A 20,304-nucleotide genomic window follows, 5' to 3' on the forward strand; every position below is an offset into this window, starting at 1 on the left:
AAACTGATCCCAGCGGGTGGCTGATCTTAATTTTTGCCCAGAGTGGTGCAGTTTAGCCAGACGTTCAAAATCTTGTCTTAGAATGGGTTTGAGTAATTGATGAAATACGGTATTCTGATGTGACAAAACCTGAGTCCTTTATAGTTAAAGTGTTTGTTTGCACTCATATTTTAACTATTTAGACTCAGGTTTTTTTATTTAAAGCAAACTATGGGACAGTAGTGGCTTAAATAGCTCTCTTTTTGTAATCTACAAAACCAATTAAATTAACTTCAAGTCATCTTGTAGATGGCAAGCTTGGATGATCTTTAACATCTTTTCAGAAACATTTTTAAAATGTAATCCTTTACTCTCTGGAGTTTGACGTAACCATTGCACCAAAACAGCCAAAGATAAAGTATTACCATTTTCAAGCTGAGCAAGGTCAACAACTAAAGGAAAACTTTGATGTTGCTGAATATATGCTAAACCTGATTGATAAACTTGCTCTGCATTTTCAAAATCAATCGTCTTAGGAACGACGAGTTGTTGGTCGATATATTGAATCACCCGTCACCTACTTATTTTTTATTTACAGCTGCATCAGCATCTGGTTTAAAGGTCGCAATCGCTTTATCAATATTTCCACCATTGCGCTGAACTGTAGCAGCAAACTGGTTACGGAATTGTAAGCCTAGATCAATACCAGAAACATTGATATTACGCACTTTCCATTGATCTCCTTTGTCCGTTAATTGGAATGACACAGGGATCTTCTCACCATTATGCATAAAGTCTAAAGTCACCACAGGATTTTTGCTGTTAGTCGACTTAAACGGACGCATTGTATAACTTTCATTAGTATATTTCGCGAAAGCACCACCATAGTTTTCGATAATCACTTCACGGAAGTTTTTCTCAAATTGAGCACGTTGTGCAGCATTCGTGTATTGGTTATTTGCATAAGTACCCAATACGATACGAGTAAATGCTTGCGAATCTACATATGGATCAAGATTTTGACGGATAATCGTTCTGACCAAAGCTGGATTGTTTTGCAACTTCGGTTTATCAGCTTTCAAACGAGTAATTAAACCATCTGCAACACGTTTTACGAAATCAGGTGGGGTCTCTTTTGGCGCTGCAAAAGCGGCACTCGCAAGCATTGTCGATAATACGCTTGCTGTCAGTGTCTGTTTCAATAATGTATTCACTTCAATCTCCTAACCTGAATTACTCAACAAACGAAGGTTCTGCATCATCCGTAGCAGGTTGAGAAGCTGAACTTTCTGTTGATGAGCTTGATGTGGATTTACCCGCACCACCAGTAATAAATTTACTGATTAAATCTTCTAAATCCATTGTGCCTTGAGTGTTTGAAACGACGTCACCACGTTTCAAGTAGTTGACACCACCACCTGGTACGACTTTCAAATATTTTTCACCCAATAAGCCATTGGTTGCTACCATTATATAAGCATCTTCGTCCAGACTCGTGATGGAGGTCATGTTACCGATCAGTTGCTGTTCCATTTCTTTTTGTTTCGCAGCATCAGCTTGTTGATAATCAGAGCTATAGCGTAATTCCTCAAGTGCATTCTTCTGAACTTCTTTTAACTGCTCAGCATTAAAGCTCGTTAACTTACCATCTAATTCGAATTTCACAGTCGCTAAACGTGTGATTGGATCTAATGTAATAGATTCAACACGACCAATCGTTACACCACTCATCGTAACTTTTGCACGTGGTTTTAAACCATTCACATTGTCAAACTGCGCTGTCATGCTGTAGCTATCACGTAAATTTGTGCCAACTAAACCACTGACTTTCATTGCAAGAAAAAATAGAGCGATACCGAAGATAATGACAAAAATACCTACGGCCAGCTCACTAGTACGTGATTTCATTAAATCCCTCCGAACATGACCGCAGTCAACACGAAATCAAAACCTAATACACAAAGTGAAGAATACACGACCGTTCTCGTCATCGACGTCGCAATACCTTCTGGAGTTGGATCGCAGGCATAACCTTGATATACCGCTACCCATGTACAAATCAATGCGAACACTACGCTTTTGATAATGCCATTAACAACATCATGTCCAAATTGCACACTACTTTGCATTCCACCCCAAAATGAACCTTCGTCCACTCCGAGGAAATCAACACCAACTAATTTTCCACCGACAATACCAATTGCAGCAAAAATGACAGTCAGCATCGGTAAACTTACAATACCTGCCCATAAACGTGGTGAAACGATTTGCTTTAACGGATCAACACCAATCATTTCCATACTGGCAAGCTGTTCGCTCTGTTTCATCGAACCGATTTCAGCAGTAAGCGCCGAACCAGCACGTCCTGCAAATAATAATGCAGCGACTACAGGTGCAAGCTCACGAAGTAATGTCAAAGACACCATCGTCCCTAACATTGCTTCACTACCGACATTCACCAAGATCGAATAACCTTGTAAACCCAGTACCAAACCAATGAATAAACCTGAGACAGAGATAATCAATAATGACATCACTCCGACACGGTACATTTGGTAGATAAAACGCTGAAATCCGCCTTTGGATGGCATTGAAAATAAAATCTGAATCAACATTAGTGACGCTGCACCAATGCCTTTCACCCGCTCAATAACGAGTCTACCTAACCAGGCAATCGTATTCATGGACGAACCTCGTTATCTAAATAAGCTTGATGAGTAAATTGATATTCGACAGGTCCTTCAGCTGATCCTGTTAAAAATTGGCGCACAAATGGTGAAGCATGATTTTCTAATTGTTCAGGTGTACCTTCACCCTGAATTTTACCTTCAGCAACAACATAAATATAATCAGCAATCGATAAGGTCTCTGCCACATCGTGCGATACGATAATCGTTGTTAAATCTAATGCTTCACGTAAAGAACGAATTAATCGAGTTAAAACACCTTTCACAATCGGGTCTTGCCCAGCAAAAGGTTCATCATACATAATCAATTCTGGATCAAGTGCAATCGCACGTGCTAAAGCAACACGACGATTCATACCTCCAGAAAGTTCTGATGGCATTAATTGTTCTGCACCGCGTAAACCAACAGATTCAAGCTTTAAGGCAACAAGCTCTGCAATGATATGTTCAGGTAACTTCGTATGAGCTCGTATCGGAAATGCAACATTTTCATATACCGACATATCAGTAAACAGCGCACCACTTTGAAATAACATTCCCATACGCGCACGAGCTGTAAATAGCTCAGGACGAGACATTGCTGCTATATTTTTACCATCGATTAAAACCTCACCCCGATCAGGAGTTAATTGTCCACCAATGAGTCTTAATAATGTTGTCTTACCTGTACCTGACGGCCCCATGATTGCAGTAATCTGACCACGTCGAATTTTGAGACAAACATCATCATAAATGACACGTTCCCCTCGATTAAAGCTCAAGTGTTTAACTTCAATTAAGGCTTCAGTATCGCGAGGAGTTTTATTATTCATAAGGGCATTCATTCCTGCACTTTTTATGCACGCATACTATACACTGAAAGATTAAGCACTTGTTTTTATTTTGATAAGGGATGTATCAAGATTATTTAATTTATGTAGTTATTCTTAGACGCGGATTCACTCGCAACATGCATCGTATTATTGGCATTAAAACTGTCAGAATTGTTTTCATCAAACAATGCATATGCAAAGAATAATCCATTACATAACATGAGAATGACAAATAGACACGGTAGCCCTTCATTGCAAACGAAAGACCATGCTTGAGCAACAAAACTGTTATTTTGCTTAATATTATTCATTTTTTATATAAAATTTGAACTAGAACACATTTTTACCGATTCTACATGAATATCAAGTAATAAAAAAGCCAGTTTTTCAACTGGCTTCTTCATTTTATCGTTTTTTAACGATTAGAAGTCGTTTTTACGACGACGGTCGCCACCGAAAGTTTCTTCACGTGTACCGCGTACTGGACGATCTTCACCAAATTTACGCTTAGGACGGTCTTCACCACCGAATGTACGTTTTGGACGATCTTCACCACCAAAGCTACGCTTTGGACGGTCACCGAAGCCACCTTCACGTTGAGGTGCTGGACGATCACCAAAATCACGTTTTGGACGATCACCGAAGCTACCTTCACGACGTGGTTTATAATCTACACGATTACCACGGTTGTCATCATTCGAGTCAAAACGTGGTTTATCGTTGTAGCCACCTTCACGACGTGGACGATCAGAATTGAATTCACGACGTGGGCGATCTTCACCACCAAATGTACGCTTTGGACGATCATCAAAACCACCTTCGCGGCGTGGACGATCAGAATTGAATTCGCGACGTGGACGATCTTCACCACCAAACGATGGACGTTCACCACGTGGTTTATCATCAAAGTTACGACGTGGACGGTCTTCAAAACCACCTTCACGACGTGGACGATCAGAATTGAATTCGCGACGTGGACGATCTTCACCACCAAATGATGGACGTTCACCACGTGGTTTATCATCGAAGCTACGACGTGGACGATCATCACCACCTTCACGACGTTTGAAATTGCTTTCGCCTTCAAAACGACGACCGCCACCAAAACCACCACGACCACGACCGCCGCCATCACGACCACCGCGACCACGACCGCCGCCATCACGACCTGAACGTGCAGGAGGTGGAGATGGCTCTAAACCTTCAATTTCAGACACATTTAAACGTGCATCTAAATAATCTTCTAAAGCACGGATTTTGCCACGCTCACGATAAGTCGCAAGTGTAATCGCTTGACCTGTACGACCCGCACGACCTGTACGACCAATACGGTGTACATAGTCTTCATTTTTCATCGGTAAACCGAAGTTAATTACGTGAGAAATGGTTGGTACGTCTAAACCACGTGCTGCAACATCAGTTGCAACTAAGATTTTTGCACGACCTTCACGAATACTACGTAAACGACGGTTACGAACTGTTTGTGGCATAGCACCATGCAATGCAACAACTGAGTGGCCTGCTTCAGCCAATTCTTCAGCAAGCATGTCTGTATCTTCTTGCGTGCTTGCAAATACAACAGCTTGATCTACTGACTCGTCAGATAACCAGTGTGTAAGTAATTTTTTCTTATGCTCAAAGCCATCAGTCCAATGTAATGTTTGAGTTACATCAGTATTAGTACTGTGGCCTGTTTCGATTGCGATACGTTGTGGATCATTCATCATACGTTCAGCAAGACGAATAATACGATCAGCAAAAGTAGCAGAGAACATTAATGTTTGATTACGGTTTGCAGCTAACTCACCAATTGCTTCTAGATCTTCAGAGAAACCTAGATCAAGCATACGGTCAGCTTCATCGACGATTAAAGATTCAACTTTATCAAGTTTCAATTGACGACGATTAACCAAGTCAAGTAAACGACCTGGAGTAGCAACAATAACTTGCGCGCCTTTAAGCTGTTGAATTTGCTTACCAAAAGGCATACCACCCATAATTGCAGCAATACGAACACCTTTCATATGACGTACAAATGCAATCGCATCTTGGCTTACTTGTTGAGCCAATTCACGCGTTGGGCATAAAACTAAAATACTTGGTTGGGTAATCGCTTTCATGCGCTCTTTAAATGGCACGAAAGTTTCTTGACCAGTTAAAGCGTTTAATGTTGGGAGTAAAAATGCTGCTGTCTTACCAGAACCAGTCTGGCTAGAAACTAATAGATCTTTTCCTTCTAACGCAGCTGGAATCGCTTGTTCTTGCACAGGAGTTGGACTAGTAAAACCTAAACCTTCTAGGGCTTGTTGTAAGGTTTCGTGCAAAGAAAATTCGGCAAAAGTTTTGCTCATAGAGAGTTTCACCCTAATGGGTGCTCCATTTTAATAAATACAAAAAATAGACATCGGCAAAAAGCGGCAAAGCGACTCAAGCTGAAAATATATGAAATTCAGCGGCAATCCGAATAACGACGATGTGGACTAACGCACGCTTGATTACTGCCTCAACCTGAAGAATCGCTAAGCGATTTGGGCGCAAGATGTGGTCCTCTCTATGGACAGCGTGCGCATAATATGAATAGAACTGAATGTTCAGGTAATGAACTGGAATTTAAGTGCGTGGGCGGATTATAGCAGAATAATTTTAAAAGTCACCCTTTTTAATAGGTTTTTCTACTGGATCACCTTTATTATTTGTATCTGACCGATTAAAGAAGATGAAATTATAAAAATAACTCCTTCATTATTATCAGATCATAATAAAAAACCCTCAAATTATTGAGGGTTTTTTAATCTAAAATTTATTTTGCAGCTTCGCTCCATGCTGGAACTACTGCTTGCATTAGTGGTTTTAACATTTTCATTGAGCAAGCAATGACTTGACCATTTTCCATTGAATCATTACCACCACGAGCATCCACAACCACACCGCCCGCTTCTTTAACAATTAATTCGCCTGCAGCGATATCCCATGGTTTTAAACCTAATTCAAAGAAACCATCAAAACGACCCGCAGCAACATATGCCAAATCTAAAGCTGCTGAACCTGCACGACGAATTTGAGCGCCAGATTTTGTGACTGCCAATAACGAAGCAAAGTGTTGCTCTGCATAAGAAACAATTTCACCATTACGCTTCGCGCGATAAGGATGACCGACTGCTAGGAATGTTTTATCTAAAGTATCTTTGACATTCGCACGAATACGACGTTGATTCATCACTGCGCCACGACCACGACTAGCTGAAAATAACTCATCACGTACTGGATCATAGATCACACCGTGTTGTGTCACGCCTTTGTGTTGTACAGCGATAGAAATACAAAAGTGAGGGAAACCATTGATAAAGTTTTGAGTACCATCTAAAGGATCAATCACCCAACACCAATCAGCGTCGTGACCTTTACCTTCTTGCATACCAAACTCTTCACCTAGGAAACTATGATTTTTATAGCTTTTGCGAAGTGTATCTATTGTAAGTTGTTCCAAATAACGATCAACACGTGTTACTGGACCATCAATGCCTTTTTCTTCAACTTGTAAATCGAGTTTATGACGATTTTGATGTGCCTTTAAAAGCTCTTGACCAACTGTTTGAGCCGCACGCGCAGCCATAACCACCATAGGTTCCATTGAACACCCACTACAAATTTGAAGATTTTGACAAAGAATAATGCATAAAAGCCCTTACATTCTATCAAATATAAGGGCTTTTAGGGGAAAAATGTTTACGAAAAATTATTTCCGTTTTTTATCTAAAACCAAGCACGTTCAATTGAAGCTAAAATCCCATGCGCATCCAAACCACAATCGGCGAGCATTTGTTGATGTGTAGCTTGATGTAAAAACTCATCTGGCAAACCCAAATTCAGGATTGGCTTTACAATTTTTGCTTGTGCGAGGAATTCATTTACTGCACTTCCCGCACCTGCCATCACGGCATGTTCTTCAACAGTTACGAAAAGCTGAGTTCGTTCAGCAAGTGTTCGTATCATTTGTTCATCCAATGGCTTCACAAAACGCATATTTACCACACGCACACCTATTGCATGCTTATTCGCAAATTGTTGCGCTGCTTCGACTGAAGCTGCCACTCGACTCCCGAAAGCCAAAATACTGATCTGCTGATCTGCATCCAAATTAAATTCTGCAACGATTTCAGCTTTACCAATTTCTAAAGCAGCCATTTGTTGTTGAATTTCTACACCTGTTCCAGCACCACGTGGGTAACGAACTGCTGTTGGACCTTTATAATGATATGCAGTGTGTAGCATTTGACGACATTCATTTTCGTCTTTTGGCGCCATAATCACCATATTAGGTACAGTACGCATATAGGCATAATCGTATGCACCTGCATGCGTTGGACCATCTTCGCCAACCAAACCAGCACGATCAATACCAAAGGTGACATCTAAATTTTGCAATGCCACATCATGAATCAACTGATCGTAGCCACGTTGCAAGAAGGTTGAATAAATCGCGACAACAGGCTTTAAACCTTCACACGCCATACCCGCTGCTAAAGTGACTGCATGCTGTTCAGCAATCGCAACATCAAAAAAGCGTTCAGGGTATTGCTGTGCAAACTTCACCATGCCAGAACCTTCACACATTGCAGGTGTGATCGCTAATAAACGTGCATCTTGTGCAGCTTCGTCACATAACCACTGTCCAAATACATCTGAATATTTAGGTGGTGATTTTTTAACTGGTGCCGAAGCAGTAGGTGTAATCTTAGTAATGGCATGATAGGTAATCGGATCTGCTTCTGCTGGAGCGAAACCTTTACCTTTTTTAGTGTAAACGTGAACTAATCGCGGACCTTTGCGTTTTTTTAATGCGTGGAAGACTTGAGCAAGTTGTTCAACATTGTGCCCATCAAAAGGTCCGAAATAGTCAAAACCAATCGCTTTAAATAAGTTATCAGCTGCATCTGTTGCAGATTGATGCAAACGCGAATTGTATGTCCATTTTGGATGTGGCTGAACATAAGCTTCGCCCTGTTCATTTACATTGACCAATTGACCAGTTTCCCAGATCGCAGCGAGATGTTTTGCAAAACCACCCGTGCTGCATGAGATCGACATATCATTATCGTTCAATACCACGATTAGATCAGCATTATGTGCAACAGCATCATTCATGGCTTCAAAAGCCATCCCTGCTGTCATTGCACCATCACCGATAATCGCAACAACTTCGCAAGGCTTTTGCTGATAACGGCGAGCGAGTGCCATCCCTAATCCAGCAGAAATTGCTGTTGAAGAATGTCCTACACCGAAAGTATCAAAATTAGATTCATCACGTGCTGGAAATGCAGCTAAACCACCTTTACTACGAATTGTGGTAATACGTTCTCGACGCCCAGTCAGGACTTTGTGTGGATATGCTTGATGCCCTACATCCCAAACTAAACGATCATCTGGTGTATTGAAACAGTAGTGCAAAGCAACTGTCAGTTCAATCACACCTAAATTTGCGCCAAAGTGACCACCACTTTGTCCTGCTGCATACAAAATATATTGACGCAACTCATCTGCCACTTGAGGGAGTTGGCTTTGCTCGAGCTGACGTAATTGCTCAGGATGATCGATTTCATCCAACAATGGCGTAACAGGGCGTTGAGTTGGAATTTCGGTATACAACATAATGTGGCAAAGCCTTTTTAAGCCTGGCAAATCCGAAGCTGGGTTAAATGGGGGTGATCATACAATTAAACATGATGCACCTTCAATCAGCCACATGTGCGAATGATGTAGTGCTGAACATTCTCTTGCATACATTTACAGTATAGCCATCAGATTATCCTGAATTATGTCACTGTTTATCAACTATTATTATGTGCTTTGTATGAAAAAGAAAAACTTGTGTGAAAAATCAGACATTCTAATTCACGCAATCTTCACACATTAGGCTATACTTTGACAGTTTTTCTGATAATGGTGAATAAATCTGTGCCGATTGAATTTATTGCAACATCAAAGCTACCAACTGCTTTCGGTGACTTCAATATTTCCGTGTTTCAAGACCCAAAGACGGGTGAAGAACATGTGGCGCTTTCTAAAGGTTTAGAAACTCCACCAAATACTCCTGTTTTAGTTCGTATTCACTCAGAGTGTCTTACGGGCGACGCTTTTGCCTCACTGAAATGTGACTGTGGTCCTCAACTGCAAGCAACCCAACATTTGATCAATGAAGCAGGTCAAGGTGTCATCCTTTATTTACGTCAAGAAGGTCGTGGCATTGGATTGACCAATAAAATCCGAGCTTATGCACTTCAAGATCAAGGGCATGATACTGTTGATGCTAATCTTCTGTTGAATCTTCCTGCTGATGCACGTCGTTATGATATGTGCAGTATTATGCTCGATCATCTCCAAGTCAAAGAGGTTAAGTTGATTACTAACAATCCTCTAAAACTTAAAGCACTCACCGATCTTGGTATTAATGTTGTTGAACGTGTACCACTTACTGTTGGAAAAAATCCGTTCAATGAGCAATATTTAAAGACCAAACGTGAGCGTATGGATCATCTCTATCAAAATGATGACTTCTGATTCACGTTCTTAAACGTTTAAAAATAAAGCAATCAAGGGATTTTTAATCAGAATGATTAAAAATCCCTTATTTTTTTTATGGTTTTATGTTTTGATGTTACTAATATATAGATCACCTCAAGAGGATCATCATGCAGCATCCAACTTCAGCTGATATTCAACGTGTTCGTGAATTTTTACTTGATCTACAAGCACGAATTTGCGCAGGTTTAGAACAACAGGAACGTGCAGGCGGTGGAACCGCTGAGTTTATCATTGATGATTGGGAGAGAACCGAAGGCGGTGGTGGTCGCTCTCGAGTTCTACAAAATGGTGAAGTAATCGAAAAAGGTGGGGTGATGTTTTCCCACATTAACATCAGCAAACTACCTGCTTCAGCGACAGAACGCCATCCACAGATTGCTGGTGCAAAAGCACAAGCCTTGGGCGTTTCATTAGTCATTCATCCTAAAAATCCTAATATTCCAACCTCACATGCCAATGTTCGTTTATTTGTAGCCGAACCTGAAGGTCAAGATCCTGTTTGGTGGTTTGGTGGTGGCTTCGATCTGACACCTTTTTACCCAGATGATCAAGATATTCAAAATTGGCATCAAACCGCTTATGACTTATGCAAGCCTTTTGGTGAAAATGTTTATGCAGAACATAAACAATGGTGTGATGATTATTTTTATTTAAAGCATCGAGACGAACAACGTGGCGTAGGTGGGCTGTTCTTTGATGATCTCAATCAGTGGGATTTCGAAACTTGTTTTAAATATATGCAAGCCGTTGGAAATGGGTACTTAGAGGCGATCTTACCTATTTTTGAAAAGCATCGTGAGCAACCCTATACAGAAGCGCAACGTGAGTTCCAACTTTATCGTCGTGGGCGTTATGTAGAATATAATTTGGTTTATGACCGTGGCACTTTGTTCGGCTTACAAACAGGTGGGCGTATTGAGTCAATTCTAGTGAGTTTACCGAATCTAGCAGGTTGGTCGTATCGTCCAGAATGGGACGCTGACTCGTCAGAGAAACGACTTACAGATTATTATTTAAAACCAAGAGATTGGTTAGGTTTAACAAAATAATCCCTACTTTACATCCCTGTTTTTATAAATCAGGGATGTATTTTATTTGTACATTCATTTAAGTTCTAAATATAAAGATCTCAGTGTTCTTGATAGGGTTATGAATTAAATCTGATCTAAAATTTTGCATTAAAGACTTACTCAAACTTTGAGGCTGTTTGATCAAAGTAATCAATAACTGTAAAAACTGTCCGTGTGACAATCACTACGATGATTAATATTTGCAATGCTTTCGGCATGTCTAATAAGAAAGATACTCATAACATAATTTGTATAAATCTCAGCAAAATTCAGTCTTATCTGAACATGTTCTGAAAATTAAATCAGCCTGTCATATGGTGCGAGATGTAAATCAATATTGCGGCACACCATGTATCTTTAATAAACTTTGACCACCGCAATCAAGCTGATGACTCATGACGAAACAATTTGCTGTTATTGGAAATCCAATTGAACAATCCCGCTCACCAGAATTGCATCATGCTTTTGCAGCAAAAACAGGCGTTGATTTAAATTATAAAAAAATTCTTGCTCCGCTAGATGGTTTCGAGTCCGCAGTTAAAGCGTTCTTCGATCAAAACGGTGTTGGCATGAATGTCACTGTTCCATTTAAAGAGCAGGCTTTTGCGTTATGTGACCAACTCACTGAACGTGCCAAGATTGCCAAAGCAGTCAATACTTTATGGATGCAAGACGGTCAACTATATGGTGATAATACCGATGGGCAAGGTTTAGTTGCGGCGATACAAGCTTTGAATTGGAACTTAGCAAATAGCCGTATTTTGATTTTGGGTGCGGGTGGCGCAACACGCGGTGTGATTTATCCTCTGGTTCAAGCTGGTGCAAAACAAATTATGATTGCCAACCGTACATTAGCCCGTGCAGAACAATTAGTTGAAGATTTAAAAACGGCTGTGCCCGATACTGAGCTACATGCAATCAGCCTAGATCAACTGACAGGTGAGTTTGACCTCGTCATTAATGCGACTTCGGCAAGTTTAACGGGTGAAGCTTTGCAATTACCCCAAACACTTATTTTTCATCACGCCTACGAAATGGCATACGGAAAACCATCAAGTTTCCTTGATCAAGCCCTTATGAGACAAGTGCCTTCTAAAGATGGATTCGGCATGCTAGTGGGTCAAGCCATTGAAGCTTTCTCTATTTGGAATGGCGTGAAACCTGAATTAAAAGATTTCTTATAAATCAAACCATAAAAAGAACCTGCATGATGCAGGTTCTTTTTAACTGAATTATTTTGTGCTTATCATTTTCTGATAAACATCTTTGAAGATTTCATAATCAATAAATTCATTATGTTCAATTTTCAATGCCTTCAATGATTTATCAGAAAGCTGATTTTTACGTGCATCTATATATACTTGCCCCAGCACATTCGCTGTTTGCTCCAACAAGCTCTTTTCTTCGCTCGAAATACCATTGGTTTGTTCAAACTGGATTTGATATTGTTTCGCAAACAATTGCTGTGGTTGCTTATATTGAGCTTTTAGCTTTTTCCATTGCTGACGATCTTGGTCACCACGCATTGCATCCGTCACTAAACGATTTACGGCTTGACCCAACTTATCATCAAACTGATCTTCTTGCTCCAAATGGTGTTTTTTCTGTAAGCTTTCGATCTGTTTCAGAGCCTTACCTTCAGGACTATATACCTCTTCATCTGAGAACCAATAAGCATAGACACTTGCGACTTCTTGTAGCTCTTGAGAAGTGTAACGTTTCGCAAGACTTGGATTACTCTCAACCAATTTAGCAATGAACACCGCTTTGTAGGTTTGTTCATATGACTGTGTAGCATCGTAACGCTGCTCAGCAATTACTTTGAGCTGATCATCCAAAGATAATGTATAAGGCTGTGCTGAGCGCTCTTGAATGCCTGTTTGACCTAATTTTTCAGAGAAACTGCCGATCGCTTGTTCAAGGATAGAACCCTTACTCGCTTCCGCCCATGTTTTAGCTTGCTTTAACTGAGCTTGATCAATCGGGGTTGCTTTACCGTAATTTGTCACCAGCATATCTGCTTTGATATTAAAACTCGACTTCAGCTCAGGCAGTGCATAATTCAAGTCATAATCAAGTTTGACTGCACGTCCTTGTGCATCCAAGCCAACATCCATCACGAAAGGATTACGCTTTTCAACGGGTGGTAATGCTTTTTGAATGTCTGCTTGATGCTTCAGCCAAAGTGCTTTAAAGCCCTGATCATCAATAAATTGATTTTGATCGTATTGAACAAACTCTTTTTCAACTGCGACCAATTTTTCAATATAAGACAAGAAACCCGATGGCGTTTTCTGCTCACCCAAAACATCGACATCGTACATGGTTTGACAATACTGAATATCACCAAAATTTGTTTTGGCAGCATTTTGTAATGCTGTACATTGCTCGCCTGTTAGCACATGTTCTGTCGCGGTGGCAGACTCTGCAACGGCATCAGCCTCTTCTGAAATATCTTCAGCTTCTTGAGCCACATCCTCTGCTGCGACTTTGGTTGCATCTGCCTCTTCAGTATATTCATCCTCTGGCTCTTGTACTCCAAAGTGTTGATTCACTAAACGATACAACTCTTGGCTCACCACACTCGCATCATCAGCTGCTGTCTTTGAATTTAATAAAGTGCCACTTTGTTTAGCCTTTGAAGCAGTGTCTGTTTTGTCTTGTTCTGAAATCAATTTTTCAAGATTTTGCTCATCAAATTTCAAAATACTTTGCATTAAGTATTTTTCATTCACTTTGCTATATAGATTCGCTTGCAGAACCAGCTCTTCAATTGTGGTTTTTAAACGAATTTTCTCTACCACACCCGCAGCTTGATCAGCAGAACTCACCGACAAAGCTTGAATACTGTTTGGATCAGCTAAACGATAGTAAATAGCACTCGATGCTTTGATGTATTCTGCAAATTTCTTGTAATCGACTTGTTTAAACAAGCCTTGGTATTTTGAAAAATCTAAATACGCTAAATTGTTCTGATTTTCTTTATTCACCAAGTATGGCATCAATGCAAAATAATTGATGTAGAACTTGTAGTTATTTAAATCCAAAACCATCGGAACTTTTGCTTGAACCAATAAGGTTGGCTTTTCATAACGAGCAGTGAGGTTAAACGAGCCTATCTTTTGGCGATAATGCACAGATCCATCATACTCAAATTGCATATCATTTAAGATATTAGCCATTACTCGAGCAAATTTATCAAACTTGCTATTGCCCAAACCTTTCGGTTGCTCTGCCAAAGCTTTATATAGTGCTTGTTTTTGTTTTGCATCCAAATTGACTTTTTGCTCGCGCAGATATTGATCAACCTTTTGTTTCAAAGCAGCATCTAAAACATCTTTCTGTTGATCTGCTTCAGCTTTATGCTGATCAAGGTCAACATGAATATTAAATTTCCCCCGATAGTCGTAGCTCGGATATTCGTACATCGCATTGATGCTATTTATTGCTTTTTGCTCTAAACTAGAAGAGCTTGAATTGGTTTTAATGACATGCTGAGAACAACCTGAAATACTAAGACCAAACAAACATAATGTTAAATATTTTAAACGCATAGCTTTATCAAACACCTTTATATCGTTATATTTTCAATTACTAAATGGATCATTTTCATATTCAAAACGAGTCTAAAACTTTAGCAGAAAATTGAATTTTCAACTAAGTGTTTTTAGCCTTAATTAGCTTTTCTGACAGTCTTTTCCACAGTGTTTATCAATGTATTTTTATCACCACTGTGAATAATCAAAGTACTGATACAGATAATCCACAACGATTCAAATACAGGATTAAGATTATGCCAGCTTATAAAGCCCCGCTCCGTGATATTCGCTTCTTAATGAATGAAGTGTTCGATTATCCAGCACATTACCAAACTTTGACAAGTGGTCAAAATGCTGATGCTGATACAGTTGACATGATTCTTGAAGGTGCGGCTGATTACTGCGAAAACGTACTTTCTCCAATCAACCAGTCTGGCGACGAAGAAGGTTGTACTTTTAACAACGGCGAAGTAACTACTCCTAAAGGCTTCAAAGAAGCATACGACCAATTTGTAATGGGTGGTTGGCAAGGTCTTTCTTATCCAGAAGAGTTTGGTGGCCAAGGCTTACCAATGTCTTTAAACCTTATCAAATCAGAAATGATGGGTACTGCGAACTGGTCGTTCACGATGTATCCTGGTTTAAGTACAGGTTGTATGAACACCATCATGCAATTCGGTACTGATGAGCAAAAAAATACATATATGCCTAAACTCGTTGAAGGTACTTGGTCTGGCACAATGTGCTTAACTGAGCCTCAATGTGGTACTGACTTAGGTCAAGTAAAAACTAAAGCAGAAGCTGCTGCTGACGGTACTTACAAAATCTCTGGTACAAAAATCTTCATCTCTGCAGGTGAGCATGATTTAACAGAGAATATCATCCACATCGTACTTGCACGTCTTCCAGATTCACCTGCTGGTACTCGTGGTATTTCGTTATTCATCGTACCTAAGTTCATCCCAACTGCTGATGGTGGTGTAGGTGAGCGTAACACGGTTTCTTGTGGTTCGATCGAACACAAAATGGGTATCCGTGCTTCAGCAACTGCTGTATTGAACTTTGATAACGCAACTGGTTACTTAATCGGCGAAATCAACAAAGGTTTACATGCCATGTTTACCTTCATGAACACTGCACGTATTGGTACAGCTGTTCAAGGTATCGCACACGCTGAACTTTCTTTCCAAGGTGCTTTACCTTATGCGAAAGACCGTATGTCTATGCGTGCACTTTCTGGTAAAAAAGAGCCAGAGCGTGTTGCTGATGCGATCATTCACCACGCAGACGTTCGCCGCATGCTTTTAACTCAAAAAGCTGTAGCTGAAGGTGGTCGTGCAATGATTTATCACGCTGCCAAACTTGCAGATAAAATGGCTGATGCGCTGGCAAGTGGTGATCAAGCTGCTTATGAAGCTGCCGATGACAAACTTGGTTTCTATACTCCAATTCTTAAAGGTTTCTTGACTGAATTAGGTTTGGAAGCTGCAAACCATGGTATCCAAGTATATGGCGGTCATGGTTTCATCAAAGAATGGGGCATGGAACAAATCGCACGTGATGCACGTATCTCAACATTGTATGAAGGTACAACGGGTGTCCAAGCACTTGACTTATTAGGTCGTAAAGTGCTTTTAAGCTCAAAAGGTAAAGTTGTTCGTGACTATACTGCTGAAATCTTAAAATTCTGTGCTGCACATGCTCGCAACAAGTATTTACGTCGCTTCGCTTGGGACTTAACTAAGCTTTGCGCTCAATGGAATACATTAACTGTTCGCATCATGCTTGCAGCGCGTAAAGACCGTGACATCGTATCTTCTGCTTCTAATGATTTCTTGATGTTCTCTGGTTATGTAATGATGGCTTACTTCTGGGCTCAACAAGCTGTAATCGCTTCTGAAAAATTAGAAGCTGGTAACGGTGCTGAAACTCCAGAATTCTATAAAGCAAAAATCAAAGTTGCAGATTTCTACTTTGACCGTTTATTGCCACGTGCCCAAGGTCATGCAGAATCAATGGTATCGACTTCTCGTACATTGACTTCTCTTGCACCAGAACACTTCAGCTTCGATTACTAATCGGAACTGCATAAAAAAAGAGCGCTTAAGCGCTCTTTTTTATATTTAAATTCATCATGATTTTACTTTTTCAAAAACATAGGCTTTCTTAGGAAACGGATATTCGTTAAAAAACTTCCGATTTTGTCCGTGATCACCATTCCAAATCTTGTCTAAATTCATTACCAAATCTTGATTCGCATTAATCTGATAGTACAAATTCACATCCGCTGCATCACAACGAATCATGATTTCATTTTGATCTTTATGAACATGCCAATGAACCTGCTTACAGGTCTGTTCAATTTTGGCAATATTCTGTGATGAATCAGTGCCCAAACGTCCAAAGCTGGTATTGGTCCAAAATACAGATCCATCATCTAGTAAATTAATAATATATTCGGCTTCGTTTTCATTGTTCACACATCCAGCAAAAGGATCAGAACATGGAATACGCGCATGATAACGCCCGGCATAGATCAAATCTTGCGGTGATGGTTTTTCTATATGTTTCGATGCAACATGAGGAATGGTTGCCTGACCTGCTACTTTAGTTAAAGCAACACCTTCACTGAAAACTGCTTGATCATCTACAAGCACAGTCGATACAGCCGCCTCAACAGGTTTAGGCTGGGTTTGACTGTGTGATATCGCTGGTTCAGGATGATGACCATCACATGCTGTCAAACCTAAAACCAATAGAGTTCCTACACTGAGGGGCTGTAAGAATAACCGAAACTGCATATTCATCATTCTCTAACATCAACATCGTTCATTTTATTCAAGACCTCTCCACCCCGTGTAAATCATAAAGAACAGGATATACATTTACACATCTACAGAAGGAATAGAAATAAAGTAACGATGAGTCTGAAATCGCAGGTTGCTATCACAAGATGCGTTAAGTCGGTGCATTTTAGGCGATAGTGTCGGTTTTTCCATCAATTCTTTACATACCGTAACTATTCTCTCGCTTACAGAAACTTTAAAAAAATGAATTTGACCCTATCTCTAATATAACAACAGCACATTATCTCAATTTTTTGATTTTTCCCTGTTGTTTCATTTATTTAAGGAGAAAAACTCGATGGCCAATTCTGGTTTATATCGCTCAAACCAACAAAGCATGATCGCTGGTGTAATGGGCGGTATTGCGGAACGTTTTGGTTGGAATGCGAATTTACTACGTTTAATCTTTGTGATTATTTCAATTATGAGCGCCGCTTTCCCAGGTATTTTGGTGTATTTAATCATGTGGTTAGTCATTCCAAAAAGACAGGCGAATCGAGTTGAGCACGTGCAAGGTTACAACCAACCTGTTAAAACAGTGTATGAAGATCAAGGAATCAAACGTTAATCTTATTTTTTAGTTTGGTCGCTACGGTTGGATTTACCCCTATACAACCGTAGCTTTTTTTTGCTCAAAATACTGAAGATTGTTGTTTGATTTGCTGATGCAAGACCGCAATCATATCAGCCCGACTAATAATTCCAATTAAACGCAGCTCTTCGACCACAGGAATATAATTAAAAGATTTTTCAACAAAATAAGGTACAAGATCTTGAATCGGTTGTAATGGATCAACTTTCACAACTCGACGACTCATGATCTGTTTCACATAATGTTGCCAAGAATTTCGCGGATCAGTGGCTCCTTTGAACCACTCAACAACTTCGTACAATGCCAGAGTTCCAACCAATTGCTCTTGATCATTCACAACAGGCAGACTCATTAAATTAACCGATTTAAACTTGTCCAAAGCCTGATGAATATCGTCATTCTCATATAATTTAATTACATCTCGACTCATAATGTCCTGACATACGAACGAATGATTTAATCGCTCATTCGCATGTTCTTGTGCTTCTAAAATGATTTTCTCTAAATCGTATTGGCTGATATCTAATAGTTCAGTGTGTTGCTCTAAGGCATATTCGATATCTTTGGGTTGAATCGATACTTTTTGAGTAGGTGTTGGGTCTTTGGAGCGTTCATTGAGATGAGGCATAGTCGGATAATTTCGCCCAATCAGTCGATTAAAAAACACTGCAAAAACAAGTAATAAAAGTGAGTTGAGCAATACAGGGTAAAGGATAAAATGAAAGCCGAGCTTATGTACAGCTTCTCCACCCAAAACCGCAGTAATAGCTACAGCACCACTTGGTGGATGTAATGAATCTGTGGTCATCATCATAAAGATAGCCAATCCAACAGCAACACTAAATGCTGTGGTTAAATCAGGTAAAAGCTGGGTACATGCCACCCCAATAAATCCCGCTAAAGTATTACCAACCACCACATTCCAAGGCTGTGCTAATGGACTATTTGGAACTGCAAACAATAAAACGGAAGATGCACCCATCGGCGCGATATACCAGGCATTCATCCCGCCCAATACATACCAACTAATCAAAGAAGAAATCGCCAAACCACACAGTGCGCCAAAGCCTGAGAACACACGTTCTTTCACTGGAAGAACTTTATAATTAGGTTTTAGTAAATTTATCCAGTCTAGTTGGGTCAAGTTCACAATGCACCTTGCTGGTTGGATGTTTTGATTTTCGAACGAAGCAAGTATACGCGCAAAGCCAAATAAGGTGTATTCAAGTTACATCTTAAAGATATGAGATAATCTATTATTCAAGCAATTTTTACCAAATATTATAAATTAACCAATACCGATGATTGATCAATTCACTACTGTGCTAGAGAACTGTTTTGTATAAAACTGAGTTTTTAACACTGCTGCTGTGTGCATTAGCAGCATTACTACATGGTCTGAGTGGTTTCGGATTTCCGATGATCAGTACAGCAGCATTGTCTCTGTTTTACCCTCTACAGACTGCCATCGCGATGGTACTTATTCCATGTATTATCATGAATCTAAGTGTGTTAGGGACGCATGAAAAAGCCTCGATCTCCCTATTATATTATGTAAAAAATTACTGGAGTCTTATCGGCAGTAGCCTGATTGGAAGTCTGTTTGGCGTCATGCTACTGCTTTATATTGATGAAAGTTATCTCAAGCTGTTGTTAGGGATGGTCATTTGGCTCTATGTATTAGATCAATTTAGATCGGAACCTTTGCACCTAGATCGCTCAATTAAAAACATGCTCATATTTGGGTTGCTTGCAGGTGTGATTGGAGGCGCAACCAATGCGATGGCTCCATTTTTGATGATGTATTTGTTAAGTACACAGCACAGTAAAAATGACATCGTGATGATTACCAACATTAGCTTTCTTGCCAGCAAATTAATCCAGTTCTCGATACTCTACCCAACGCTTTTGACCTTTGATCAGGCACAGATATATCTATTGTGTGCAATTACGTTTTTTTCATTATTTTTTATTTATCTTGGTTCTAAGATCAGAATTCATATTTCCCAACAAAAATTCAAACGCCTTATTTTAGTCATTTTGACTGTACTCGGTACCAATGCACTGTGGCAGGGAATCAACATGATTTAAAAAGATTTTACATAGATGGCAGAACTTAATATTTACTTCTAGTTCTTTGAGACTTTATGGTTATTCAGTTGTATACGCTATCGCAACTAGAACAACTCAAATAAGG

At 39.8% G+C, this 20,304-nt stretch carries 18 protein-coding genes and 1 pseudogene; 6 read left to right on the top strand and 13 right to left on the bottom strand.

The window, feature by feature from the left end; translation table 11 throughout:
- From F948_RS16175 to dxs, 9 genes are all read right to left on the bottom strand, one after another.
- Positions 1–126 (bottom strand): DUF4372 domain-containing protein (locus F948_RS16175; protein ID WP_004908418.1); only part of this gene is annotated, 126 nt, incomplete at its 3' end.
- Positions 127–261: 135 nt separating this feature from the next.
- On the bottom strand, positions 262–549 hold the full coding sequence (locus F948_RS12575) for an STAS domain-containing protein (protein WP_004964385.1): 288 nt from the start codon (positions 547–549) through the stop codon (positions 262–264).
- 11 nt (positions 550–560) lie between these two features.
- Positions 561–1,193, bottom strand: a complete 633-nt coding sequence (locus tag F948_RS12580; RefSeq protein ID WP_004909421.1) for an MlaC/ttg2D family ABC transporter substrate-binding protein — start codon at positions 1,191–1,193, stop codon at positions 561–563.
- 19 nt (positions 1,194–1,212) lie between these two features.
- Positions 1,213–1,887 (bottom strand): outer membrane lipid asymmetry maintenance protein MlaD, encoded by a 675-nt coding sequence (gene mlaD / locus F948_RS12585; RefSeq protein WP_004909422.1) that lies wholly within the window; start codon positions 1,885–1,887, stop codon positions 1,213–1,215.
- The gene (gene mlaE, locus F948_RS12590; protein WP_004909424.1) at positions 1,887–2,663 is read right to left on the bottom strand and encodes a lipid asymmetry maintenance ABC transporter permease subunit MlaE; all 777 of its coding nucleotides are present in this window, start codon (positions 2,661–2,663) and stop codon (positions 1,887–1,889) included. The genes mlaD and mlaE overlap by 1 nt, the downstream gene beginning before the upstream one ends.
- Positions 2,660–3,478, bottom strand: coding sequence for an ABC transporter ATP-binding protein (locus tag F948_RS12595; protein ID WP_004909426.1), 819 nt, complete (start codon positions 3,476–3,478; stop codon positions 2,660–2,662). Before F948_RS12595 ends, mlaE begins: the two co-directional genes overlap by 4 nt.
- A gap of 422 nt (positions 3,479–3,900) precedes the next feature.
- The gene (locus F948_RS12600; protein ID WP_004964392.1) at positions 3,901–5,829 is read right to left on the bottom strand and encodes a DEAD/DEAH box helicase; all 1,929 of its coding nucleotides are present in this window, start codon (positions 5,827–5,829) and stop codon (positions 3,901–3,903) included.
- Between the two features lie 449 nt (positions 5,830–6,278).
- Positions 6,279–7,109, bottom strand: coding sequence for an inositol monophosphatase family protein (locus F948_RS12605; protein ID WP_004951734.1), 831 nt, complete (start codon positions 7,107–7,109; stop codon positions 6,279–6,281).
- A gap of 122 nt (positions 7,110–7,231) precedes the next feature.
- Positions 7,232–9,127, bottom strand: coding sequence for a 1-deoxy-D-xylulose-5-phosphate synthase (gene dxs, locus F948_RS12610; RefSeq protein WP_004964394.1), 1,896 nt, complete (start codon positions 9,125–9,127; stop codon positions 7,232–7,234).
- A 306-nt stretch (positions 9,128–9,433) separates the two neighbouring features.
- Here dxs and ribA point away from each other — a divergent pair, with 306 nt between their 5' ends.
- Both ribA and hemF read left to right on the top strand, forming a co-directional pair.
- Entirely contained in the window at positions 9,434–10,036 is a 603-nt protein-coding gene (ribA, locus tag F948_RS12615; protein WP_026057390.1) for a GTP cyclohydrolase II, read from the top strand.
- Between the two features lie 131 nt (positions 10,037–10,167).
- Positions 10,168–11,109, top strand: coding sequence for an oxygen-dependent coproporphyrinogen oxidase (gene hemF, locus F948_RS12620; RefSeq protein WP_004951723.1), 942 nt, complete (start codon positions 10,168–10,170; stop codon positions 11,107–11,109).
- A gap of 58 nt (positions 11,110–11,167) precedes the next feature.
- Here the strand turns inward: hemF and F948_RS16740 are convergent.
- Positions 11,168–11,308 (bottom strand): annotated as a pseudogene (locus tag F948_RS16740) (histidine phosphatase family protein); the annotation flags it as partial.
- Between the two features lie 217 nt (positions 11,309–11,525).
- Between F948_RS16740 and aroE the strand changes: the two are divergent.
- Entirely contained in the window at positions 11,526–12,314 is a 789-nt protein-coding gene (gene aroE / locus F948_RS12625; RefSeq protein ID WP_004964402.1) for a shikimate dehydrogenase, read from the top strand.
- Between the two features lie 48 nt (positions 12,315–12,362).
- Here aroE and F948_RS12630 read toward each other — a convergent pair whose 3' ends face one another.
- Positions 12,363–14,684, bottom strand: coding sequence for a hypothetical protein (locus F948_RS12630; protein WP_004964405.1), 2,322 nt, complete (start codon positions 14,682–14,684; stop codon positions 12,363–12,365).
- A 239-nt stretch (positions 14,685–14,923) separates the two neighbouring features.
- Here F948_RS12630 and F948_RS12635 point away from each other — a divergent pair, with 239 nt between their 5' ends.
- Positions 14,924–16,747, top strand: coding sequence for an acyl-CoA dehydrogenase C-terminal domain-containing protein (locus tag F948_RS12635; RefSeq protein ID WP_004909455.1), 1,824 nt, complete (start codon positions 14,924–14,926; stop codon positions 16,745–16,747).
- A gap of 54 nt (positions 16,748–16,801) precedes the next feature.
- Here F948_RS12635 and F948_RS12640 read toward each other — a convergent pair whose 3' ends face one another.
- On the bottom strand, positions 16,802–17,470 hold the full coding sequence (locus tag F948_RS12640) for a hypothetical protein (RefSeq protein ID WP_004964407.1): 669 nt from the start codon (positions 17,468–17,470) through the stop codon (positions 16,802–16,804).
- A 343-nt stretch (positions 17,471–17,813) separates the two neighbouring features.
- On the opposite strand from F948_RS12640, the gene F948_RS12645 reads away from it, so the two are divergent.
- Positions 17,814–18,083: a PspC domain-containing protein gene (locus F948_RS12645; RefSeq protein ID WP_004760601.1), complete on the top strand. Its 270-nt coding sequence runs from the start codon at positions 17,814–17,816 to the stop codon at positions 18,081–18,083.
- 64 nt (positions 18,084–18,147) lie between these two features.
- Here F948_RS12645 and F948_RS12650 read toward each other — a convergent pair whose 3' ends face one another.
- The gene (locus tag F948_RS12650) at positions 18,148–19,257 is read right to left on the bottom strand and encodes an HPP family protein (RefSeq protein ID WP_004964412.1); all 1,110 of its coding nucleotides are present in this window, start codon (positions 19,255–19,257) and stop codon (positions 18,148–18,150) included.
- Between the two features lie 188 nt (positions 19,258–19,445).
- Here F948_RS12650 and F948_RS12655 point away from each other — a divergent pair, with 188 nt between their 5' ends.
- On the top strand, positions 19,446–20,198 hold the full coding sequence (locus F948_RS12655; protein WP_004964417.1) for a sulfite exporter TauE/SafE family protein: 753 nt from the start codon (positions 19,446–19,448) through the stop codon (positions 20,196–20,198).
- Positions 20,199–20,304: the final 106 nt, after the last annotated feature.

This window comes from Acinetobacter junii CIP 64.5, from assembly GCF_000368765.1.
GTDB classification, from domain to species: Bacteria; Pseudomonadota; Gammaproteobacteria; order Pseudomonadales; family Moraxellaceae; genus Acinetobacter; species Acinetobacter junii.

What these genes read in the sequence shown, in the direction of transcription:
- hemF (WP_004951723.1), top strand. Translation starts at nt 10,168, where the DNA reads ATGCAGCATCCAACTTCAGCTGATATTCAACGTGTTCGTGAATTTTTA.
- F948_RS12635 (WP_004909455.1), top strand. Translation starts at nt 14,924, where the DNA reads ATGCCAGCTTATAAAGCCCCGCTCCGTGATATTCGCTTCTTAATGAAT.
- aroE (WP_004964402.1), top strand. Translation starts at nt 11,526, where the DNA reads ATGACGAAACAATTTGCTGTTATTGGAAATCCAATTGAACAATCCCGC.
- F948_RS12645 (WP_004760601.1), top strand. Translation starts at nt 17,814, where the DNA reads ATGGCCAATTCTGGTTTATATCGCTCAAACCAACAAAGCATGATCGCT.
- dxs (WP_004964394.1), bottom strand. Translation starts at nt 9,127, where the DNA reads ATGTTGTATACCGAAATTCCAACTCAACGCCCTGTTACGCCATTGTTG.
- F948_RS12595 (WP_004909426.1), bottom strand. Translation starts at nt 3,478, where the DNA reads ATGAATAATAAAACTCCTCGCGATACTGAAGCCTTAATTGAAGTTAAA.
- mlaE (WP_004909424.1), bottom strand. Translation starts at nt 2,663, where the DNA reads ATGAATACGATTGCCTGGTTAGGTAGACTCGTTATTGAGCGGGTGAAA.
- F948_RS12640 (WP_004964407.1), bottom strand. Translation starts at nt 17,470, where the DNA reads ATGCAGTTTCGGTTATTCTTACAGCCCCTCAGTGTAGGAACTCTATTG.
- F948_RS12630 (WP_004964405.1), bottom strand. Translation starts at nt 14,684, where the DNA reads ATGCGTTTAAAATATTTAACATTATGTTTGTTTGGTCTTAGTATTTCA.
- F948_RS12600 (WP_004964392.1), bottom strand. Translation starts at nt 5,829, where the DNA reads ATGAGCAAAACTTTTGCCGAATTTTCTTTGCACGAAACCTTACAACAA.
- mlaD (WP_004909422.1), bottom strand. Translation starts at nt 1,887, where the DNA reads ATGAAATCACGTACTAGTGAGCTGGCCGTAGGTATTTTTGTCATTATC.
- F948_RS12605 (WP_004951734.1), bottom strand. Translation starts at nt 7,109, where the DNA reads ATGGAACCTATGGTGGTTATGGCTGCGCGTGCGGCTCAAACAGTTGGT.